Below are 20684 nucleotides of genomic sequence, written 5' to 3' on the forward strand. Positions count from 1 at the left end.
GCATCAATGCTGTGGTCTTTTTCGAGTTGTTAAGTTGTGCTTCATTAGGAAGCAATAGCTCCATTAGTAGGCGGGTGTGCTCTGAGTTTGGTTTTCAGATGTTCAATTATTTCGCTAACTTTTTCGGTGTTTGCAAAGAATCTTGCAGGATAAGCATTTGTGTATTTGTGTTCGATATAATGCTCAATCTCATTGCATAGAAAGTCGAGTTTTTCAGATAGGTTCTGTTCATTTGGCTGCACTATTTCTGCTGCGTTGTAAATTCCACATATTTCTCTAAGTAGAAGAGAGGTTAATACCCTGTTTGCGTGGGTAACAATTAAGTGTAGTTTTCTTTTCGCAGCTCTATCAGTTCCATCAAGTTTTTTGGAGATTAGTTTCTCGATTGCGCGTAAGTGTGTGACAGAGTTTATGACTTTTATGCCCGAGATTGTAGGGTTGAATATGGTTTTGTAAAAGTTTCCATCAAGGTTTTCAAAGAAACGTCCTCGTTTCCCCTTGAGTGTTGTAAGTGTGGATGAAGACATGGTGAGACACGCAAGTCCATCAAGTGCTTCATCAAGATCAATTACAGGCTGTTCATGTGACCAGGTTTGGGATGATGTTCTCAGTAGTTGATATTGGTAGCCCTCTACGGCAAGCTCCCTTGAAAGTCTTATCTGCTCTGGATGCTGAGATGCAAAGTCTCGACCTAATACTCTGTTCTGGTGATTGTTGGCTTTTGTTATTGCTGTTGCTATTTCAGCATTTTCCGTGTCGTTGACTTTTATAAAGCGGGCAGAGACTTTTATTTGGGATAGGGTGGTGCTCCGGTCTTCGGAAACCCCCTTGAATATTTGTCCAATTGTACTTACCGTCTGAGCGCCATTTATAATGCTGACATTTGAAAACTTAAAGGTTCCCCTTGTTGTGTCTCTGCTAGCATTCCTACGGTGAGGTTGTATGTCAGACACTAGCAGTGTTATGCCGTTGTTGTAGTACCAGAACATTTCTGGGGTGTTGTTGGCTGTTTCCTTGATTGAGGCATTGACTTCGGTGTCACCTAATAAATTTCGTATGTTTTTTGAGAATAGTCGAGTGCCATGAGACTCCCACCACTCAAGAATTTGGTCGCCACTGATTTGCCCATAGTATGAGAGGTATGGTTCCTTTTTTTGACCATAGTCCTCTATCTCGACGTCATCTAGGTCAATACTCACATGAGTTCCTGCTTGTAGCCATTCAGTTAGGTCTTCGGCAGATACTAGGTGTACTTGGAATGGCAGTTCATCTTGTGAGAGTGTATCGGGCGCAAGTGCTGCAGAGTTGAGCTCATCCTGCCAAAGTTGCATGTCACTAAGAATGACTTCCGCAGCTCCTCTTTTTCCAGTGTGAGCCATGACGAAGAGGAATTTGTAATCTTGCGAGCTTAAGCCTATGTCAATGTCAGATGATACGGATTGAAGGATTTCATCGAATCTGTGGTATTCCTCAAGTTGCAGTTTTTCGCAGGCAAACTTGAAGGCTAGAAAGTCATCTTTTGTCCAAGTTCCGTTGCCCGCTTGATTAAATTTGGATTGTACTATGACAACTACTTTTTCGTTGTGGTTTACGCATATTGCGTCAATTCCGCCATCTTTGGAACTGTCGCAAACACTCTGGCCTGCAGTAGCGTCATCGACGGATGCTAGGCTATAAATTGTAAAGGCTGCAATGGCTCTACTAGCCATTTTAATATCGTAATCTGACATTTCTGGGTCGCATTCACGTTTATGTATGTGACTCTGAAAACGTTCGCGAAGCTTATTGCCTAGTCGCTGGGCGACAATTTTTGAAGTGGCAGCAGCAGGAGTTGCGTTATCTTCTATTAGAATATCTTTAATGAAGGCCATGAACTAAGCTTTTCATCCTTGTATTTTATGGTTTGCAAAGCGCGTAATTGGTGTGCTGTTAAGAGCTTTTCCATTAGTAGCGTGTAGAGTGTTTAGTGCTGGTTATTTATCCAGTCTTAAAGAGTTCAGCTTGCGTCTTAGCAGTCTACCTGCATGTTACTACCGCTCAGCGTCCCCCCCTCAAAACGTCGGCGGCGTAATCACCCACAACACCACCGCATCCTCCTCCCCAGGATTCCCATACTTATGCGGTTCCTGGCTGGAAAAGCTAAAGCTATCCCCCTCACTCAGCTGAAAATACCGTTCCCCCACCCACAGCTCAAAGCTCCCCGACAGCACATACCCGGCTTCCTCGCCCTCATGGCTGTAACTCTCCTTGCTGTAGGTCCCCGGCGGAAAGCGCGAGTGCAGAAACTCCAGCTGCCGGGTCGGTTGTGGCGTCAGCAACTGATCAATAATCCCGTTCTCATAATTCACCTGCAGCCGCTGTTTCTTGCGCACTACATAGCCCTGATCCTCGGGCGCGGTCTGGGTTTCGCTGGCGAAGAACCATTGGATGGTCACGCCCAGGCTGCGGGCGATGTTGAACAGGGCGGGGATGGAGGGGTAGGCGAGGTTGCGTTCCAGTTGGCTGATGTAGCCGGCGGTGAGTTCGCTCTGCTGGGCCAGTTCGCTCAGGGTCAGGCCGCGGCGTTTGCGCAGGCCGCGGATGCGGGTGCCAAGGAACTGCGGGCCGCCGGGGGCCTGGTTGTCGGTGCCGGGCTCCGGTGCGGGAGGGCGGCTCGCGGGCGGCGTCTTGCTGCTGGGGTTCATGGCGGGCTCCGGACCAGGTGAACGGGCGCGTCCGGGCGCCCGTCCTGCAAAAGCCCTGGAGTATAAAGCAGCCTCAAAGCGCCCAGGCGACTTTCAAGCCTTCGTGGATGGCTTCTTCGACGGTGCGCGGTGCCAGGCAGTCGCCGATGCGTTGGAAGGGCACCAGGCCTTTGAGCTGTTGGCCGAGGTCGTCCACGGATTGGTGGCCTTGGCACAGGACGAGGCTGTCGACATTTTCCAGCAGCATGGGTTCGCCGCTGGCGGTGTGTTGCAGGTACACGGTGCTGTCGTCGCAGCCGTATAGGCGGGCGTAGGGGATGATCGGGATCGCCAGTTTGTGCAGTTCGCCGGCCATCTGGTCGCGCACGTACAGCGGCAGGCTTTCGCCGCAGTGGGTGCCGTTGACCGCCAGTTGCACCTGGTGCCCGGCGCGCACCAGGCGCTCGGCGATGCCGGGGCCGATCCAGTCGCAGCGCCAGTCGGCCACCACTACGCTGCGGCCCAGTTGCACTTCGTCCCGCAGTACTTGCCAGGCGTCCACCACTTGCAGGTCGCCGCCGCGTTCGAAGTTCGGCCAGTAGGGTTGGGCGCCGGTGGCGATGATCACGTGGTCGGGCTTTTCGCGCTCGATCAGGGTGCGGTCGACCCGGGTGTTGCGCACCACTTCCACACCGGCCAGTTGCATTTCCCGTTGCAGGTTGGTGCTGGCGCCGCCGAATTCGCTGCGCCGGGGCAGCAGTTGCGCCAGTTGGATCTGGCCGCCCAGTTGCGCGCTGGCTTCGTAGAGGGTCACGCGGTGGCCGCGTTGGGCGGCCACCGCAGCGGCTTTCATCCCGGCCGGGCCGCCGCCCACCACCAGGATGCGTTTGCCGCGGGCGCTGGGCTTGGGCTGGCCGTAGAGCAGTTCGCGGCCGGTTTCCGGGTGCTGGATGCAGGAGATCGGCAGGCCCTTGTGGAAGTGGCCGATGCACGCCTGGTTGCAGGCGATGCAGGCGCGTACGTCCTCGGCTCGGCCGCTGTCGCTCTTGTTGGGCATTTGCGGGTCGCAGATCAGCGCGCGGGTCATGCCGCACACGTCGGCCTGGCCCTTGGCGATGATCGCCTCGGCCTCCTGGGGCTGGTTGATGCGCCCGGTGACGAACAGCGGGATCGACAGCCCGGCCTTGAAGGTGCCGGCTTCCCGGGCGAGATAAGCCGCTTCCACCGCCATGGGCGGCACGATGTGCACGGCGCCGCCGAGGGAGGCGGAGGTGCCGGCGACGATGTGCACGTAGTCCAGTTGCCCTTGCAGCAATTGCACGGCGGCCAGGGATTCGTCTTCGGTGAGGCCTTCGGGGTCGCGTTCATCGGCGGAAATGCGCAGGCCGATGATGAAGTCGGCATCGGTGCTGGCGCGCATGGCGCCGAGAATTTCCCGGATAAAGCGCAGGCGCTGTTCCAGCTCGCCGTTGTAGCCGTCGGTGCGGCGGTTGACCCGCGGGTTGATGAACTGCGCCGGCAGGTAGCCGTGGCTGGCCACCAGTTCCACGCCGTCCAGCCCGGCCTGATGCAGGCGCCGGGCGGCGTCGGCGTAGCCCTGGATGATCTCGTCGATCATGTCCTGGTCCAGGGCCCGGGGCATGACCCGGAAGCGTTCGTTGGGCACCGCCGAAGGCGCATAGGCCACTGCCAGCAGGCCGTCGGCGGACTCCATGATTTCCCGCCCCGGGTGGAAGATCTGCGACAGCACCACGGTGCCGTGGGCGTGGCAGGTTTCGGCCAGGCGCCGGTAGCCGTCGATGCAGGCGTCGTCGGTGGCCATCAGCACGTGGCTGGTGTAGCGCGCACTGTCGTGGACCCCGGCCACCTGCAGCACGATCAGGCCGACGCCGCCTTCGGCCCGGGCGCGGTGGTAGGCAATCAGCTGTTCGTTGACCAGGTTGTCGGTGGGCATCGAGGTGTCGTGGCCGCTGGACATGATGCGGTTCTTCAGGCGTTTGCCACGGATCTGCAAGGGTGCGAACAGGTGCGGGAAGGCGCTGGTCATTGCGGTGACTCCAGGCGGGCCAAGGGCAGGGGAGCACAGCCTTGGCGTTGTTATTGTTGGCCTATCAAAATTTACCGCCAGTAAAAAATCAACTTGTTTTTTTACTAAGGCTTGCAGTAGCTTCGACCTGCGCCCGCTTTTGGCGCGAACCTCACAACAATAAAAAAGGGCCGTGCCGGCGCCTGCCGGTGTGGCACCGCGACGAGGATTCACAGATGAAAGCGCTCACCCGCAAGCACGGTTGTTCTTTCCTGGCCCTGAGCCTGGCCTTGGGTCTGACCCTGGGCCAGCCGCTGATTCACAACAAGGCCCAGGCAGCCCCCGACATGGTGGTCGTGGCGTACGGCGGAGCCGGACAAAAAGCCCAGGACGTGGCGTTGTTCCAACCCTTCAGCAAGGCCGATGGCAGCAAGCTGATCCAGAGCGAATACAACGGCGAAATGGCCCGCATCAAGGTCATGGTCGACACCGGCAACGTCGACTGGGACCTGGTGCAGATCGAAGGCCCGGACCTGATGCGCGGCTGCGACGAAGGCATGTACGAACCCCTGGACTGGAAGGCCCTGGGCCGTGCCGAGCAGCTGATTGCCGACGCAGCCCAGCCCTGCGGCTCGGCGGTGCTGGTGTGGAGCGTGGCCATTGCCTACGACCGCAACAAGCTGGCCAAGGCCCCGACATCCTGGGCGGATTTCTGGGACGTCAAGCAGTTCCCCGGCAAGCGCGGCCTGCGCAAACGCGCGGTGTACAACCTGGAGTTCGCCCTGATGGCCGACGGGGTCAAGGTCGAGGACGTGTACAAGGTCCTGGCCACGCCCCAAGGGGTGGAACGGGCCTTCGCCAAGCTGACCGAGCTCAAGCCCTACATCCAGTGGTGGGAAGCCGGAGCCCAGCCGGGGCAGTGGCTGGCCGCCGGTGATGTGGTGATGACTTCCAGCTACAGCGGGCGTATCGCCGTGGCGGCCCAGGGCGGTGCCTCCCAGGCGGTGGTCTGGCCCGGCAGCCTGTACGGCATGGATTACTGGGCGATCATCAAGGGCTCGAAACACGTGGATCAGGCCAAGCGTTTCATCGCCTTCGCCAACCGCCCCGAGGTCCAGGTCGACTACGTCAAGCAGATCCCCTATGGCCCGACCAACACCCTGGCCGCGGCCAAGCTCGACCCGGCGCTGGCGCAGTGGGTGCCGACCTCGGAACAGAACCTCAAGGACGCCCTGGCGATGAACGTGGAGTTCTGGGTCGATCATGGCGAAGAGCTGGAAGAGCGCTTCAACGCCTGGGCCAGCAAGTAAGCGCAACGGGCTGGACGCCTGCGGGCGTCCGGTCCTATTGTTTGCCGGCTGTTTTTACCGATCCTGTTTGCCCGCCCACCCGCCTGGAGGACTCCAACAATGAACAATATCGCTCCCAGCCCCCACGCCCTGACCGAGCGCAGCGCCACTGAACAGCGCCTGCGTGAAGAGCTGGCGGCCTGCTACCGGTTGATCGCGCACTTTCGCATGACCGACCTGATCTTCACCCATATCTCGGTGCGCCTGCCTGGGCCCGAGCATCATTTCCTGATCAACCCCTATGGCTTGATGTTCGATGAAATCACCGCCTCCAACCTGGTGAAGATCGACCTCAATGGCGAGGCCGTGGAGCCCTCGCCATACCCAGTGAACCCAGCGGGTTTTGTGATTCACAGCGCGATTCATGGCGCCCGGGAAGATGCTCAGTGTGTGCTGCACACCCACACCAAGGCCGGTTGTGCGGTGGCGGCGCTCAAATGCGGCTTGCTGCCGGTGAACCAGATTTCCATGGAGTTCTATGGCCGCGTGGCCTACCACGATTACGAAGGCGTGGCCCTGGACCTGGGCGAGCAGCAACGGCTGGTGGCTGACCTGGGGGACAAGAGCGTGCTGATGCTGCGCAACCACGGCTTGCTCACCGTGGGTGAAACCGTGAGCCAGGCGTTTTTGCGCATGTACTACCTGGAGAAAGCCTGCGAGATCCAACTGGCGGCCCAGGCGGCGGGGGAGATCGTGCTACCGCCGGACGCAGTCTGTGCCCACACCGAACGCCAGTTCAACGACCCGGGCCGGCCTTTACAGGAAGGCGAACTCAATGACCCGGACGCCATGCAACTGGCCTGGGCAGCGTTGCTGCGCCTTCTGGAGCGCATCGCCCCCGACTACCGCGCCTGACCCCCCGTGGGTTTGTATCTACCTGTAGCCGCTGCTGAGCCCTGGCGAAGCTGCGAAAAGGCCCGCAGGGCCTTGCTTGACGATCTCCAGCCGAATTTGTGTCGCCTTCAAGATCGTTGCGTCCCTACGACGGAGTGCCGCCCAGACCGTGCGCAGCCTGCGGCAGCGGCTACAGGGACCGCGCCGTTTGTTGTCTTTGTCACGGTGCTCCCGGCTTTGTCATGTGTAGCCGCTGCTGAGCCACGGCGAAGCTGCGAAAAGGCCCGCAGGGCCTTGCTTGACGATCTTCAGCCGAACCTGTGGCGCCCGCAGGATCTTTGCGTCCCTACGACGGAATGCCGCCCAGACCGTTCGCAGCCTTCGGCAGCGGCTACAGGAAGCGGTGCGGCTTGGGCGGTCACACAAACGCTGGATCGTCACGAAAGGCCTGTTGTACAGTCGTTCAGTTTAAATTTCCCGCCACTGTCCAAGGAACCCGCCCCATGAGCCAGGAAGCGCGCTTTTCCCGTCTGGAACCCGACCTGCGCAAGGCCGAGCTGATCGAGGCGACCCTGACCTGTCTCAAGCGCCACGGTTTTCAGGGGGCGTCGATCCGCAAGATCTCCGCCGAGGCCGGGGTCTCGGTGGGGCTGATCAGCCATCACTACGCCGGCAAGGACGAGTTGGTGGCCCAGGCGTATCGGGCGGTCACCGGGCGTGTCATGAGCCTGCTGCGCGAAGCCATGGAGCAGGCCGCGCCCACTCCTCGGCAACGGTTGTCGGCGTTCTTTCGCGCCTCGTTCTGCGCCGAACTGCTGGACCCCAAGCTGCTGGACGCCTGGCTGGCGTTCTGGGGCGCGGTGAAGACTGCCGAGGCGATCAACCTGGCCCATGAACATTCCTACGGCGAATACCGCAACGAGCTGGCCAGCCTGCTGACCCGCTTGGCCGGGGAGCAGGGCTGGGCGCAGTTCGACGCCGATCTGGCGGCCATCAGCCTCAGCGCCTTGCTCGACGGCCTGTGGCTGGAGTCCGGGCTCAACCCCGGGACCTTCAGCCCGCAGCAGGGCGTGCAGATCTGCGAAGCCTGGGTTGAGGGCTTGCTGGCCAGCCAGGGGCGCGGGTTTATCAGGCCGACATAGGGCTGTTGATCGGTTGTTCAGTAATGGCTAGGCTGCTGCGCACAAGGTTTCTTTTCTAATAAAAATAATCAGGAAACAGGCGATGACTCCTCGGGTTTTGATCGTCGACGACGATCCGCTGATTCGCGAACTGCTTCAGGCTTATCTCTCTCAGGAAGGCTACGACGTGCACTGCGCTGCCACCGCGGAGCAGGCGGAGAGCTTTCTTGGCCAGCACACGGTGGACCTGCTGATGCTGGACATCCGCCTGCCGGGCAAGGACGGCCTGACCCTGACCCGGGAACTGCGGGTGCGCTCGGAAGTAGGGATCATCCTGATCACCGGGCGCAACGACGACATCGACCGCATCGTCGGCCTGGAATGTGGTGCCGACGACTACGTGATCAAACCCCTCAATCCGCGCGAGCTGGTGTCCCGAGCCAAGAACCTGGTGCGCCGGGTGCGTCATGCGCGCCAGCCGCAACCCCAGGCGTCGAGCCCGAGCCCGGTCAAGCAGTTCGCCGACTGGGCCCTGGACACCGACCGCCGTCGGCTGATCGATGCCGGGGGCGCTGAAACCCTGCTGACCCATGGCGAGTACCAACTGCTCAGCGTGTTCCTGCGCAACAGCGGTCACACCCTGAGCCGCGACCAGTTGATGGACCAGATCCGCAACCGCGAATGGGTGCCCAGCGACCGTTCCATCGACGTGCTGGTGGGCCGCCTGCGGCGCAAGCTGCACGACGACCCGGCCGAGCCGGAGCTGATCATCACCATCCACGGTGCCGGTTACCTGTTCACCGCCAGCGTGGCCGCCTGAATTGCTGCGCCGCGCAGTGGGCCTGTGCCTGAGCCTGTGCTTGATCCTCCTGGCCGGCCCGACGTTCGCTGAACCCCGGCCCGTGCTGCGTTATTGCGACTACCCGGTGTACCCGCCGATTTCCTGGAGCGACGGCCAGCAAGTGCGCGGGCTGGCGCCGACCCTGGTGCGTCAGGTGCTGGGGGACCTGGGTTATCAGGTGCAGGTGGTGGTGCTGGGCAACTGGAAGCGCTGCCTGCTGGACGCCGCCGCAGGCCGGGTGGATGTGGTGCTGGCCTACAGCACCAGCCAGCGCCAGCAGGACCTGCTGTTTTCCCAGGTGCCGGTGCTGCGCGAAGAAGTCGCGCTGTTCGTCAACCGCCGCCATCTGCCGCGTTTTACGCACTTGCAGGGCTTGCGGGCCTATCGCGGCGGCCTGCTGTTCGGCGAGAGCTACGGCCAGGATTTCGACCGCGAAGTGGTGCAGCACGGCAACATCGAATGGGTCTCCAGCAGCCAGCAGAACTTCGGCAAGCTGATTCGCCAGCGCATCGATTTCATCCCCCATGAACGCCGCACCGGGCAGCTGTTTATCGAGCAGTTGCCGGGAGCCGAGGACATCATCGCCTTGCCCCAGGCGGTGAGCGTCGACTACCTGCGCCTGGCGGTGTCGCGCCACTCGCCCCTGGCGCCGCGCATGGCCGAGATCGACGCGCGGTTGCAGCAGCAGGTGGACAGCGGCGCGGTGCAGCGCTGGCTGGCGCAAAGCCAGGACGACTACCGCGCCATGCTCAAGGCGCAACGGGAGACGGCGCCATGATCTCCCTGCGTTCCGCCGGCCTGTTGCGCCGCCTGCTGCTGTTTATCTTGCTGTTCAGCCTGTGCTTCACCGTGCTCGCCAGCAGCGTGCAGCTGTACTTCGAATACCGCCGGGAAATGCGCGAGATCGACAGCCGCATGGAGCTGATCCGCGCCGGTTACCTGGGCAGCCTGGAACGCAACCTGTGGGACCTCAACCACGAGCAACTGACCGTGCAGTTGCAGGGGCTGGTGGACTTTTCCGACGTGGCCCGGGTGCACCTGATCAGCAACGATTTCGACTTGCAGCAGGGCAGCGCCGAGCTGATCGGGCCGTTGCGGGTCGAGCGTTTTCCCTTGAGCTACCAGCCGCCGTCCGGGCCGCTGCGCCAGCTCGGCGAGTTACAGGTCAGCACCGACCTGGGGGCGGTGTACCGGCGCCTGTACGCCACCGGGTTGGCCAGCCTGTTGTGGATGAGCGTGTTTCTCTGCGGGTTGGCGGTGGCCTTGTCCGGGCTGTTCTACCGCCTGGTGACCCGGCACCTGCAAGTGATGGCCGATTTCGCCCGGCGCGTGGCCGCCGGCGAGCTGCACGAGCCCCTGCGTCTGGACAAGCGCCAGCGCCCCGGCGGCGACGAGATCGACACCGTGGCCCGGGCCCTGGACGACATGCGCCGGGCAGTGCTCGACGACGTGCAGCGCCGCGAAGCCGACCGATTGGCCTTGCAGGACAAGCGCGACGAATTGCAGAAAATGGTCCAGCGCCGCACCGCCAGCCTGATGCACGCCAAGGACGAGGCCGAAGCCGCCAACCTCGCCAAGTCGCGCTTTCTGGCGACCATGAGCCATGAACTGCGCACCCCGTTGAACGGCATCCTCGGCATGGCCGAACTGCTGCGCCAGGCGCCTCTGGATCAGCAGGACCGCCAGCGCTTGCAGGCCTTACATCAGGCCGGGGAAGGCCTGCTGAGCATCCTCAACGAAGTGCTGTCCTTTGCCCGGTTGGAGGAGGGCGAAAGCCGCCCGGAACTGCGGGACTTCTCCCTGCGTCAGTTGCTGGAAGAAGTCACCACCTTGTTGCAGCCCCGGGCCGAGGCCAACCGCACCCGCCTGGAACTGCATATCGATGAGCAACTGGCGCCGCGTCAGCAGGGCGCCGAGCAGTACCTGCGCCAGGTGCTGAGCAACCTGCTGGCCAACGCCATTCGTTTTACCGAAGAAGGCTGGGTGCGGGTCGAGGTGCAGGTGCTCGGCAGTACCGCCGAGGGCCAGCGCCTGCGCTGCTGCGTGCGCGACAACGGCATCGGCATTGCCGCGTCGATGCGCGAGAAGATCTTCGAGCGTTTCGTCCAGGCCAGTGACGAGGTGACCCGGCGCTATGGCGGCACCGGCCTGGGATTGGCCATCTGCAAGCACCTGCTGCAGCAACTGGACGGACGCATCGGTGTGGACAGCGAGCTGGGGCAGGGCAGTTGTTTCTGGTTCGAGCTGGCGTTGGGCATCGGCCAGGAGCCCTTGTCGGTGCCCGCACTTGAGTTGCCGACTCAGGCTTTGAAAATCCTGGTGGTGGAAGACGTGGCCCTGAATCGCGAAGTGGCCAGCGGACTGCTTGAGCGTGACGGCCATCAGGTGTGGCTGGCGCAAGACGGTGAAAGCGCTCTGGCCCTGTGTCAGCAGCAAGCCTTCGACCTGTTGCTGCTGGATGTGCACTTGCCGGGCATCAGCGGAGTTGAGCTGTGCCGCGAGATCCGCCAGCGTCCCGGGCCCAACCGGCAGGTACGCATTGTCGCCCTGACCGCCAGCGTCCAGCCGTCCGTGGTGCGCGGTTATCTGCAGGCCGGGATGCAGGGCATTCTTGGCAAGCCGTTGCAGTTGGAGAGCCTGCGGCAGGTGCTGGCCGGGCAGGCGCAGTTGCCGCAGGCCGACACAGAGGAGGGCTTGCTCGACCAGGGCTTGCTGGACACCCATCGCAGCCTGTTGGGCGAGCAGAAATTGCACAGCCTGCTTCAAGTCCTGGCCGATGCCCTGGATCAGCAACTGCCCCTGCTGACCGATGCCCTGGCCGCCGAAGACTGCACCGAAGTCCAGCACCTGGCCCATCGCCTGGCGGGCAGCGCCGATTCCCTGGGCTTCTGCGCCCTGGCCCGGGTGCTGCGGGAAGTGGAGGAGGCGGCGCAGCAGACGGATCGCTCGGCGCTGACGGCCCTGGCGGCGCGCCTGCATCCGTCCTGGCAACAGTCCCGGGCCTTGCTGCAACAGTTGTTGGCGGCCTGACGTACAAAATCCTTACGACTTTTTACATCTTCGATCCTGGCGTTCAATCCGAACTTACATGGCTTTCCAATAATCGCTGAAGCCGCGCCCGCCGCGGTCTTCGAAGCTTATTGGAGATAATAATAATGAACTGCCTGCAAGCTGCTTCCGCCTTCCGCCACACCCCTTCGCTCCGCGCCCCGCGCCTTACCGACTGCTGAGGTGCGCCATGACAACCACCACTGAACGTAAAGGCATCCACCTGACCCGCTCGTTGAAGAGCCGGCACATTTTCATGCTGTCCCTGGGCGGCGTGATCGGCACCGGGCTGTTCATGGGCTCCGGGGTCACCATCAACCAGGGCGGCCCCTGGGGGGCGATCCTCTCTTATTTGGTGGCCGGGTTCCTGATGTACCTGGTGATGGTCTGCCTCGGCGAACTGTCGGTGCAGATGCCGGTGTCCGGCTCGTTCCAGGCCCACGCCACCAAATACATTGGCCCGGCTACCGGCTTCATGATCGGCTGGGTCTACTGGATGAGCTGGGCCACCACCGTGGGCCTGGAATTCACCGCCGCCGGCATGCTGATGCAGCGCTGGTTCCCCGACGTGCCGATCTGGTACTGGTCGGCGCTGTTCGTGGCCTTGCTGTTCGGCATCAACGCCCTGGCCACCCGCGCCTTTGGCGAGGCCGAATACTGGTTTGCCGGGATCAAGGTGCTGGCGATCCTGAGCTTTATCGTGGTCGGCGCGCTGGTGATCTTCGGCGTCATCGACCTGCCCAGCGGCGCCCCGGCGCCGATGTTCGACAACCTCAAGGGCGACTCCCTGTTCCCCAACGGCCTGCCGGCGGTGTTCGCGGTGATGATGACCGTGGTCTACGCCTTCCAGGGCTGCGAGATCATGGGCGTGGCCGCTGGTGAAACCGATCAGCCGGAAAAAAGCATTCCGCGGGCCGTGCGCAACGTGGTGTTCCGCGTGCTGATCTTCTACGTCCTGGCGGTGATGGTGCTGGCGGCGATCATTCCCTGGCAGCAAGCCGGGCTGGTGGAAAGCCCCTTCGTCCAGGTGTTCGACATGGTGGGCATTCCCTACGCTGCCGACCTGATGAACTTCGTGATCCTCACGGCGATTCTTTCGGTGGGCAACTCCGGGTTGTATGCCTCCACGCGCATCCTCTGGGCCATGTCCAAATCCGGCATGGCGCCCAAGGCCCTGTCGCCCCTGAGCAAACAGGGTGTGCCCCTGCGTGCCTTGTTCATCACTCTGTGCTTTGCCCTGATCTCGCTGATGACCAGCTTTATCGCTGCCGACACCCTGTTCATGGTGCTGATGGCCGTGAGCGGCATGGCTGGCACCGTGACTTGGATCGTCATTGCTCTGGCGCAGTACCGCTTTCGTCGCCAGTTCCTGCGCGAGGGTGGGCAACTGGAGCAGCTCAAGTACCGCGCGCCGTGGTTTCCCCTGGTGCCATTGCTGTGCATCGTGCTGTGCAGCTCGTTGTTTGTGTTTCTGGCTATGGATGAAACACAGCGGCCGTCGTTGTATTGGGGTTCGGGTTTTATTGCTCTGTGCTATGGCGCCTATTACCTGATGCAGCGCAAGCGTCAATTGCAACCTGTAGCGGCGGTTTAGGAGCCGGCTTGTCGGCGAAGGGGCCCGGGGGGCGGGCAGCGTCTGGGTGGATGCCTTCGCTGGCGTTTGCGGCTAGCGGGGCGGGGTACATATCCGTTGCTGCGGTCACGGCCGTTGGTGGTTTTGCCTTTATGGCGGGGGATGGTGGACATATTGGGGACATATCCATTCCTGCGGGTGCGGCCACTTAGGGTTTCGCCCTTACGGCGAGTCCCTTTTTACAAACGCCTAAAAAGGAACCAAAAACGCTTGCCCCTCCATGGGCCCCTCGCTGGGGCTCGGGGTTCCCTCGCTTCTGCATTGCTCCGGGGGCCCGCCGCCAACCGGCCATCCTTGGCCGGGTGGCGGCTAGCTCGGCATCCATGCCGAGCTGCCCCCTACGCAACGCCTACGCTCGGCCGGCTGGGAAGGGGCCGGAAGATCAAGATCAAGATCAAGATCAAAAGCCAAAGCCAAAGCCAAAGCCAAGGTGCGCAGGCCGGCTCTTTGTAGTCGCTGCCGAAGGCTGCGAAACCAGGCGACGCGATATGTCAGGAATATCGGGGAGGCAGGTTTAGCGTCTCCTGCGGAGCCGGTCGCAGCCTTCGGCAGCGGCTACATGTAACGCGAACGGCAATGAAACAGGCCGGCCGGCAGGCCGCCGTCAGATTTTGATCTTGCTCTGGCTTTTGATCTTGATCTGTTAGCCCCGTTAACCACGATGGCCGAACGCAGGCATTGAGCCGTGGGTAACCCGGCAGGACGCCGGGTTAGCCGCCACCCGGCCATGGATGGCCGGTGGCGGCGGCCCACGGATCAATGCCGGAGTGAGGGCATGCCGAGCCTAAGCGAGGCACCGAGTGGAGGGGCAGGAGCCCTTTGCTTACTTTGGGGCTTTTCCAAAGTGAGCCGCTGTAAGAGCGGAACCATAAGTGGTCGTTACCGCAGCAACGGATATGTACACAGCCCACCGCTGTAAGAGCGAAACCGCCAGCAACCAAACCCGCAGCAACGGATATGCCCACCAATCAGACCGCCCCCTCATGTTTTACGACCGCCGCGCGCCCGAGCGGGAGCAAGCACCCTCGCCACAAAAACCTCCCCCACCCGCACTTTTGTCGAGGCTTGTTCGAAGTTGTAACAACCCCCACGCAACAACCCCCAATGCCCAGATTTTTACCCAATAAAAACAAAGGGATATCTCAAAAAGTCGACCAAAACTCCCCCCAATCCCCCCAATTGCCGCCTTGTTGAACACTCGTTTAGTATCACCCTCAAGCCACCCCCTCACGCCAACCACAATAATTCGAGGACGCCCATGACCCTTTCATCGTCGCTGCTCAACCGGATCGAAGCCGGCGTAGCCTGGATCACCCTCAACCGCCCGGCGCAACGCAACGCCCTGGATATCCCGACCCTCAAAGCGCTGCACAGCCTGTTGGAAACCTGCAACAGCGACCCCAGCGTCCGAGCCGTGGTCCTCACCGGCAGCGGCCGCAGTTTCTGCGCCGGTGCCGACCTGGCGGAATGGGCCGAAGCCGAAGCCCGGGGCGCTCTGGAAAGCTACGGCTGGACCGAAACCGCCCACGCCCTGATGACCCGTCTGCACAGCCTGGACAAACCCACCATCGCCGCCATCAACGGCACCGCCGTGGGCGCGGGCATGGACCTGAGTCTGTGCTGCGACCTGCGGGTGGCGGCGCAGTCGGCGCGGTTCAAGGCCGGCTACACCAGCATGGCTTACTCGCCGGATGCCGGTGCCAGCTGGCACCTACCGCGCTTGATCGGCAGCGAACAGGCCAAGCGCCTGCTGTTTCTCGACGAATTGTGGAGCGCCGAACGGGCCCTGGCCGCAGGGCTGGTGGGCGAGGTGTGCGCCGATGAGCAGTTGATCGCCAGCGTCAGTGAGCTGGCCGCGCGCTTGGCAGCGGGCCCGACCTTCGCCTTTGCCCAGACCAAGAAGCTGATCCGCCAGGGTGCCGAGCGCAGTTTGCCGCAGCAGTTGGCGGCCGAGCTGGCCGCCGGCCTGCTGTGCGGGCGCAGCGCCGACGGCGCCGAAGCCCTGCGCGCCGCCACGGAAAAACGCCCCCCACGTTTCCAAGGGTTGTAGGAGCGGTCGGGCAGCGCGCGGTTTGCCGGCGAAAGAGCCCCTGGGCCATGCGCCCATTTTGTAGGAGCCGGCTTGCCGGCGAAGGCGCCCGCAAGAACAGCGCCTTATTCAAGGGCCTCTTCGCCAGCAAGCTGGCTCCTACGGGAAGGTTTTTTCGGCAGGCCGTACTGCCCGATCACTGGTTTTTTGCACTGTCACTCACTCACAGGTAGCGCCATGAATTTCCAACTCAGCCAAGAACAAGAAATGCTGGTGGACGCGGTTCGCAGTTTTGTCAGCAAGGAGTTGCTGCCCCACGAGGACGCGGTGGACCGCGCCGATGAGGTCAGTGCCGACCTCGCCGGGGAGATCCGCAGCAAGGCCATCGCCGCTGGTTTCTATGCCTTCAACATGCCCGAGGAAGTGGGCGGCGGCGGTCTGGACTACCTGTCCCAGGCGCTGATCGAGCGTGAGCTGGCCAAGTGTTCCTGGGCCCTGCATGTGTTCGTTGCCCGGCCTTCGAAAATCCTCATGGCCTGTACCGGCTCGCAGATCGGCGACTACCTGCTGCCCTGTGTGCAAGGGCGCAAGGTCGACTGCTTCGCCCTGACCGAACCCGGTGCCGGTTCCGATGCCAATGCGATCAAGACCCGCGCCGTGCGCGACGGCGGCGACTTCGTGCTCAACGGCAGCAAGCATTTCATCAGCCACGCCGGGCATGCGGATTTTGCCATCGTTTTCGCGGTCACCGGCACCTATGAGCACAACGGTCGTCAGCGCAACGCGGTGACTTCGTTCCTGGTGGATCGCGACACCCCGGGCCTGACCATCCGCCGTGGCCCCAAGTGCGTGAGCAACCGTGGCTACCACACCTTCGAGATGTTCTTCGACGACTGCCGGGTGCCGGCCAACAAGGTGCTGGGGGAGGTGGGCAAGGGCTGGGAAGTGGCCAACGCCTGGCTCACCGCCGGACGGGTGATGGTCGCGGCCAACTGCGTCGGGCAGGCCCAGCGCGCCCTGGATGCCTCCCTGCAATGGGCCGCGGATCGCAAGCAGTTCGGCCAGGCCATCGGCAGCTACCAGGGGGTGTCGTTCAAGCTGGCGGACATGGCCACGCAGATCCGCGCCGCCGAGCTGTTGACCCTGCACACCGCGTGGAAGATGGACCAGGGCAGCATGACCGACGGCGAGGCCGGCATGGCCAAGCTGTTCGCCAGTGAAGTGCTGGGCCGGGTGGCCGACGAGGCGGTGCAGATCTACGGCGGCATGGGCCTGATGGACGAAGGCCCGGTGGAGCGCATCTGGCGCAATGCGCGGATCGAGCGCATCTGGGAAGGCACGTCGGAGATCCAGCGCCACATCATTTCTCGTGAACTGCTGCGGCCGCTGATGCGCTGAGCGCCCTGGAGAACTGCCGTCATGTCCCAGACCTTGCGTGACAATCTCAAACGCCTGCTGGCGCCCCGGCATCTGGCTTTCGTCGGTGGGCGCAGCATGGCCCGGGCCCTCAAGCGCTGCGCCGAAGGCGGTTTTGCCGGGCCCATGTGGCTGGTCAACCCGCAGCATGCCGAGCTCGATGGCGTGCCCTGCGTGGCCAGCATCGAACAGCTGCCCTGCGGCCCGGATGCGGTGTTCGTCGCCACCAACCGCGAGCTGACCCTGACCTGCGTCGCGGCGCTGGCGGCCAAGGGCGCGGGCGGGGCGATCTGCTACGCCTCAGGCTTTGCCGAAACCGGTGCCCAGGGCCAGGCCCTGCAACAGCAACTGCTGCAGGCGGCCGGTGACATGGCGCTGCTGGGCCCCAACTGCTACGGCCTGCTGGACTACCTGCACAGCGCCGCGCTGTGGCCGGTGGCCCATGGTGGTCAACCCGTGGAACGCGGTGTGGCGGTGCTGACCCAGAGCGGCAACTTTGCCTACAACCTGTCCATGAGCGACCGCTCGCTGCCAGTGGCCTACATGGCGTCGGTGGGCAATCAGGCGCAGCTGGGCATTGCCGAACTGATGGACGTGCTGCTGGACGAACCCCGGGTCACGGCCATCGGCCTGCACCTGGAAGGCCTGAAGAACGTGCCGGGGTTTGCCCGGGCGGCACATAAAGCCCTGGAGAAGGGCATTCCGATCATTGCCCTGAAGACCGGGGTGTCGCAGATCGGCGCCGAACTGGCCTTGAGTCACACCAGTTCGCTGTCGGGTTCCGATGCTTTGTACGACGCGTTGTTCCAGCGTCTGGGGGTGATCCGGGTCAGCGGTCCGGTGAGCTTTGTCGAGACCCTGAAGGCCGCCTCTTGCGGGCAGTTGCCGGCCGGCCCGCAACTGATGGCCCTGGCCTGTTCGGGGGGCGACGCCGGGCTGATCGCCGACTACGCCGAGCGCAACGGCCTACAGCTGCCCAAGCTGGAGGCCCGGCAATGCGCCGAGCTGGCCGAGGTGCTGCCGGGCTACGCCAATCTGGTCAACCCGCTGGATTTCACCACGGCGATCTGGGGCGACGCCCAGGCCCTGCAAACCATGCTCGATAGCGCCCTGCGGACCGAGGCCGACAGCGCCATGCTGGTGCTGGATTACCCGGCCGAGTTCACTGGCGAGCGCAAGGAATGCGACCTGCTGCTGGAGCTGTTTTGCGCGGTGCTGCAACGCCACGGCAAGCGCGGTTTTGTCACCTCGGCCTTTCCCGAACTGCTGCCGGCCAGCGCCCGGGAGCGTTTGCATGGCCATGGGATTCCCGCCTTGCAAGGGGTGGAGGATGGCCTTGCCGCTTGGGGCCGGATCGTCGCCTATCAACAGCGACGCTCGGCGTTGCTGGCCCTGGGTGAATCGGCCCTGGTGCCATTGTGTCCGGCAGCCTTGGACGGCAGCGGTGTGCTGCTGGACGAGTGGCAGTCCAAACAGGCCTTGCGTGGCTTCGGCCTGAGCATCCCGGACGGTGTGTTGAGCACCCCCGAGCAGGCCCTGAGCGCGGCCGCTGCGGTCGGTTATCCGCTGGTGCTCAAGGCGGTCAGCGCGCAGTTGCCGCACAAGACCGAGGCCGGGGCGGTGGCCCTGAATCTCAAGGACCCTGAAGCCCTCAGCGCGGCCTTGCGCCTGATGCGCACGCGGATCGCCGAGCATGCCCCCAGCGTGGCTTTTGAGCGGGTGCTGCTGGAACCCATGGCCGCGCCGCCCCTGGCGGAGTTGATTGTCGGTATCAAGCGCGAGAACGACTTCGCTCTGGCCTTGGTGATCGGTGCTGGCGGGGTGCTGGTGGAATTGCTCAAGGACAGTCGCAGCCTGCTGCTGCCCACCACCGAAGGGGCGATCCGCCAGGCCCTGCTCAGCCTGCGCAGCGCCGCCTTGCTGCAGGGTTTTCGCGGGCGCCCGACGGCTGATCTTGAAGCCCTGGTGGCGGCCATCGGCGCGGTGGCGGACTACGCCTGCGAACACGCCGGGCAATTGCTGGAACTGGATGTGAACCCATTGTTGGTCGGTGCCCAAGGCACCGTCGCGGTCGATGCGTTGATTCGCCTTGGCCAGGCTTGAGGAGAGAGACATGCACGATCAGACCTTGACCGGTGGCCAGGCCCTGGTGCGCCTGCTGGCCGGCTACGGCGTCGACACGGTGTTCGGCATTCCCGGGGTGCACACCCTGGAGCTGTATCGCGGGCTGCCCGGCAGCGGCATCCGCCATGTGCTGACTCGGCATGAGCAGGGCGCGGGCTTCATGGCCGACGGTTACGCCCGGGTCAGTGGCAAGCCCGGGGTGTGCTTCGTCATCAGCGGCCCGGGGGTGACCAACGTCGCCACGCCGATTGGCCAGGCTTATGCCGACTCGATCCCGCTGCTGGTGATTTCCAGCGTCAACCACAGCGCCAGCCTGGGCAAGGGCTGGGGTTCGCTGCATGAAACCCAGGATCAGCGGGCGATTACCGCGCCTATCACCGCGTTCTCGGCCTTGGCCCTGAGCCCGGAAGACTTGCCCGAGCTGATCGCCCGGGCCTTTGCCGTGTTCGACGGCGAGCGCCCGCGCCCGGTGCACATCAGCGTGCCCCTGGATGTGCTGGCGGCCAAGGTCGCCCGGGACTGGACCGGTGAAGTGCGCCGGCGTCCCGCTCGCGGCCCGGCCGCCGCGGCGGATATCCAGCAGGCGGCAGACACACTGCGCAACGCCAAGCGGCCGATGATCATTGCCGGTGGTGGCGCGCTGCACGCCGCCGAGCAACTGCGGGCCCTGAGCACCCGGTTGGGCGCGGTGTTTTTCAGCAGCGTCGCCGGCAAGGGCCTGCTGCCGGACGAGGCGCCACTGAACGCCGGGGCGACCCTGTGCGTCGAGCCCGGCTGGCAGTTGATCGCTCAGGCCGACGTGGTGCTGGCGGTGGGCACCGAGATGGCCGACACCGACTACTGGCGCGAGCGCCTGCCGCTGAACGGCGAGCTGCTGCGCCTGGATATCGACCCGCGCAAGTTCAATGACTTCTATCCGTGTGCGGTGGCTTTGCACGGCGATGCCCGCGCCACCCTGGACGCCTTGCTCCAGGCCTTGCCACCCACACCGGCCGAAGCGGGGGCGGCGATTCACGCGGTGGCCGATCTGCGCCAGGCGGTGCAGAACGGGCAGGGGCCCTTGCAACAGATTCACCGCTCGATCCTGCAACGGATTGCCGCCGAACTGCCGGAGCACGGCTTTATCGCCAGCGACATGACCCAGCTGGCTTACAGCGGCAACTACCTGTACCCGAGCCGGGCCACCCGCAGCTGGTTGCATCCCACCGGCTACGGCACCCTCGGCTACGGTTTGCCGGCGGGCATCGGTGCCAAGCTCGGTGCCCCCGAACGCCCGGGGCTGGTGCTGGTGGGCGACGGCGGGTTTCTCTACACGGTGCAGGAACTGGCCACGGCGGTGGAGGAGCTGGACAGCCCGCTGGTGGTGCTGCTGTGGAACAACGACGCACTGGGGCAGATCCGCGATGACATGCTGGATCTGAATATCGAACCCATCGGTGTGCTGCCGCGCAATCCGGATTTTGCCGCCCTGGCCCGGGCCTTTGGTTGCAGCGTCAGCCAGCCCGCCAGCCTCGATGAGTTGCAGCAGGAACTGCGCAGCGGCTTTGCCCGCAATGGCCTGACCCTGATCGAACTCAAGCACGCCTGCGCGCGCTGACCA

General features: G+C 63.0%; 14 protein-coding genes. 11 read left to right on the forward strand and 3 right to left on the reverse strand.

Annotation, left to right across the window (positions count from 1 at the left end):
- Positions 1-44: 44 nt before the first annotated feature.
- From LOY69_RS13680 to LOY69_RS13690, 3 genes are all read right to left on the reverse strand, one after another.
- The gene (locus LOY69_RS13680; protein WP_265074747.1) at positions 45-1871 is read right to left on the reverse strand and encodes an AIPR family protein; all 1827 of its coding nucleotides are present in this window, start codon (positions 1869-1871) and stop codon (positions 45-47) included.
- Positions 1872-2051: 180 nt separating this feature from the next.
- Positions 2052-2684: a cupin domain-containing protein gene (locus LOY69_RS13685; RefSeq protein WP_123393902.1), complete on the reverse strand. Its 633-nt coding sequence runs from the start codon at positions 2682-2684 to the stop codon at positions 2052-2054.
- Between the two features lie 73 nt (positions 2685-2757).
- The gene (locus LOY69_RS13690) at positions 2758-4710 is read right to left on the reverse strand and encodes an FAD-dependent oxidoreductase (RefSeq protein ID WP_265074748.1); all 1953 of its coding nucleotides are present in this window, start codon (positions 4708-4710) and stop codon (positions 2758-2760) included.
- A 215-nt stretch (positions 4711-4925) separates the two neighbouring features.
- Here LOY69_RS13690 and LOY69_RS13695 point away from each other — a divergent pair, with 215 nt between their 5' ends.
- The 11 genes from LOY69_RS13695 to LOY69_RS13745 all read left to right on the forward strand — a co-directional run bounded on the left by LOY69_RS13695 (position 4926) and on the right by LOY69_RS13745 (position 20681).
- Positions 4926-5999, forward strand: a complete 1074-nt coding sequence (locus LOY69_RS13695; protein WP_265074749.1) for an ABC transporter substrate-binding protein — start codon at positions 4926-4928, stop codon at positions 5997-5999.
- Positions 6000-6098: 99 nt separating this feature from the next.
- Positions 6099-6893, forward strand: a complete 795-nt coding sequence (locus LOY69_RS13700; RefSeq protein WP_093408513.1) for a class II aldolase/adducin family protein — start codon at positions 6099-6101, stop codon at positions 6891-6893.
- A 482-nt stretch (positions 6894-7375) separates the two neighbouring features.
- Complete coding sequence (gene betI / locus LOY69_RS13705) at positions 7376-8014, forward strand: transcriptional regulator BetI (protein ID WP_110653560.1); 639 nt, start codon at positions 7376-7378, stop codon at positions 8012-8014.
- An 82-nt stretch (positions 8015-8096) separates the two neighbouring features.
- Positions 8097-8813, forward strand: coding sequence for a response regulator (locus LOY69_RS13710; protein WP_047304616.1), 717 nt, complete (start codon positions 8097-8099; stop codon positions 8811-8813).
- Between the two features lies 1 nt (position 8814).
- Positions 8815-9612 (forward strand): substrate-binding periplasmic protein, encoded by a 798-nt coding sequence (locus tag LOY69_RS13715; protein ID WP_265074750.1) that lies wholly within the window; start codon positions 8815-8817, stop codon positions 9610-9612.
- Positions 9609-11864 (forward strand): ATP-binding protein, encoded by a 2256-nt coding sequence (locus LOY69_RS13720; RefSeq protein WP_265074751.1) that lies wholly within the window; start codon positions 9609-9611, stop codon positions 11862-11864. The genes LOY69_RS13715 and LOY69_RS13720 overlap by 4 nt, the downstream gene beginning before the upstream one ends.
- Positions 11865-12072: 208 nt before the next feature.
- Positions 12073-13476, forward strand: coding sequence for an amino acid permease (locus LOY69_RS13725; RefSeq protein WP_102879679.1), 1404 nt, complete (start codon positions 12073-12075; stop codon positions 13474-13476).
- Positions 13477-14773: 1297 nt separating this feature from the next.
- On the forward strand, positions 14774-15565 hold the full coding sequence (locus tag LOY69_RS13730; protein WP_265074752.1) for an enoyl-CoA hydratase/isomerase family protein: 792 nt from the start codon (positions 14774-14776) through the stop codon (positions 15563-15565).
- 216 nt (positions 15566-15781) lie between these two features.
- A complete protein-coding gene (locus tag LOY69_RS13735; RefSeq protein WP_110595526.1) occupies positions 15782-16942 on the forward strand; it encodes an acyl-CoA dehydrogenase family protein in 1161 nt (386 codons plus the stop codon).
- 21 nt (positions 16943-16963) lie between these two features.
- On the forward strand, positions 16964-19063 hold the full coding sequence (locus LOY69_RS13740; protein WP_265074753.1) for an acetate--CoA ligase family protein: 2100 nt from the start codon (positions 16964-16966) through the stop codon (positions 19061-19063).
- A 10-nt stretch (positions 19064-19073) separates the two neighbouring features.
- The gene (locus LOY69_RS13745) at positions 19074-20681 is read left to right on the forward strand and encodes a 5-guanidino-2-oxopentanoate decarboxylase (protein WP_265074754.1); all 1608 of its coding nucleotides are present in this window, start codon (positions 19074-19076) and stop codon (positions 20679-20681) included.
- Positions 20682-20684 lie beyond the last annotated feature (3 nt).

The sequence above is a fragment of the Pseudomonas sp. B21-059 genome (genome assembly GCF_026016285.1).
GTDB classification, from domain to species: domain Bacteria; phylum Pseudomonadota; class Gammaproteobacteria; order Pseudomonadales; family Pseudomonadaceae; genus Aquipseudomonas; species Aquipseudomonas danubii.

What these genes read in the sequence shown, in the direction of transcription:
- LOY69_RS13690 (WP_265074748.1), bottom strand. Translation starts at nt 4,710, where the DNA reads ATGACCAGCGCCTTCCCGCACCTGTTCGCACCCTTGCAGATCCGTGGC.
- LOY69_RS13695 (WP_265074749.1), top strand. Translation starts at nt 4,926, where the DNA reads ATGAAAGCGCTCACCCGCAAGCACGGTTGTTCTTTCCTGGCCCTGAGC.
- LOY69_RS13725 (WP_102879679.1), top strand. Translation starts at nt 12,073, where the DNA reads ATGACAACCACCACTGAACGTAAAGGCATCCACCTGACCCGCTCGTTG.
- betI (WP_110653560.1), top strand. Translation starts at nt 7,376, where the DNA reads ATGAGCCAGGAAGCGCGCTTTTCCCGTCTGGAACCCGACCTGCGCAAG.
- LOY69_RS13735 (WP_110595526.1), top strand. Translation starts at nt 15,782, where the DNA reads ATGAATTTCCAACTCAGCCAAGAACAAGAAATGCTGGTGGACGCGGTT.
- LOY69_RS13680 (WP_265074747.1), bottom strand. Translation starts at nt 1,871, where the DNA reads ATGGCCTTCATTAAAGATATTCTAATAGAAGATAACGCAACTCCTGCT.
- LOY69_RS13745 (WP_265074754.1), top strand. Translation starts at nt 19,074, where the DNA reads ATGCACGATCAGACCTTGACCGGTGGCCAGGCCCTGGTGCGCCTGCTG.
- LOY69_RS13740 (WP_265074753.1), top strand. Translation starts at nt 16,964, where the DNA reads ATGTCCCAGACCTTGCGTGACAATCTCAAACGCCTGCTGGCGCCCCGG.
- LOY69_RS13700 (WP_093408513.1), top strand. Translation starts at nt 6,099, where the DNA reads ATGAACAATATCGCTCCCAGCCCCCACGCCCTGACCGAGCGCAGCGCC.
- LOY69_RS13685 (WP_123393902.1), bottom strand. Translation starts at nt 2,684, where the DNA reads ATGAACCCCAGCAGCAAGACGCCGCCCGCGAGCCGCCCTCCCGCACCG.
- LOY69_RS13720 (WP_265074751.1), top strand. Translation starts at nt 9,609, where the DNA reads ATGATCTCCCTGCGTTCCGCCGGCCTGTTGCGCCGCCTGCTGCTGTTT.
- LOY69_RS13730 (WP_265074752.1), top strand. Translation starts at nt 14,774, where the DNA reads ATGACCCTTTCATCGTCGCTGCTCAACCGGATCGAAGCCGGCGTAGCC.
- LOY69_RS13710 (WP_047304616.1), top strand. Translation starts at nt 8,097, where the DNA reads ATGACTCCTCGGGTTTTGATCGTCGACGACGATCCGCTGATTCGCGAA.